This window comes from Leisingera sp. F5 (assembly GCF_001593695.1).
Window position 1 is genome coordinate 1 of the sequence record NZ_LUKH01001484.1, and the last position, 1,001, is coordinate 1,001.

Consider the following 1,001-nt stretch of genomic DNA (forward strand, 5'->3'; position numbering starts at 1 on the left):
CCGTGAGGCCGCGCGGGCCTATCTGGCGGCGTTCTCCGGCAATTCCGCCGGGCCGGTGGCCCCCAAGGCGCTGTTTGAGCTGGGCTCGGCACTGGGCCGCCTTGGCCAGACCGATCAGGCCTGCGTCACGCTGACCGAGGTCGGCGTGCGCTTTCCGGGTGCGGCAGAAGAGGCCGAGGCCGCGGCGGAAATGGCCAAGCTGGGCTGTTCTTGACGGGCGCGCGGCAGAATATCCTGCCCCTGGTGCGGAGCCAGTTCCGCTCCGCCCTTCCTGACCGGCTGGGAATCGCTGTCTCGGGCGGCGGTGATTCGATGGCGCTGCTGCATCTGCTGCACGACTGTTTCGCCGGCGGCGAGGTCGCGTTGTTTGCCGCCACTGTGGATCACGGGCTGCGTCCGGAAGCAGCAGCAGAGGCCGAAGCCGCGGGGGCGGCAGCAGCCCGGCTTGGCATCAGTCATGAGGTGCTGCGCTGGGAAGACGGGCCGCAGAACGGCAATCTGCAGAATCAGGCCCGCGAGGCGCGCTATGATCTGCTGACCGGCTGGGCACGGCGCCACGGCATTCCGGTGCTGGCACTGGGCCACACCGCAGATGATCAGGCTGAAACGGTGCTGATGCGGATGGCGCGTGCCTCTGGTGTGACCGGGCTGTCGGGGATGGCAGAGCGGCGCACGCACAACGGCGTGACGCTGCTGCGGCCGCTGCTGGATGTAACCCGTTGCGAATTGCGGGACTATCTGGAAAGCCGCGGCATTGCATGGTCCGAAGACCCGAGCAACGAGGATACCAGATTCGAACGGGTCCGGGTGCGCCGGGCGCTGCAGGAATTGGCGCCGCTGGGCCTGACCCCCGCGGTTTTTGCCAAGATTGCCCGCAACATGGCCAAGGCGCGTGAAGCGCTGGACTGGTATGTGTTCCTGGCCGCCCGCGACTTGGCGCATGTGCAGGCGGGCGCTGTTGCCCTGTGTCAGCGCAAATTCCGCACTTTGCCCAGTGAAAT

1 protein-coding gene and 1 pseudogene are annotated in these 1,001 nt (G+C 67.4%); both read left to right on the top strand.

The features are described from left to right. A pseudogene (locus A2I95_RS42435) lies at positions 1-214 on the top strand (tol-pal system protein); the annotation flags it as partial. Next, positions 211-1,001, top strand: a 791-nt coding sequence (tilS, locus tag A2I95_RS42440; protein ID WP_291738222.1) for a tRNA lysidine(34) synthetase TilS, incomplete at its 3' end; no start/stop codon positions are given. The pseudogene A2I95_RS42435 and the gene tilS, both read left to right, overlap by 4 nt.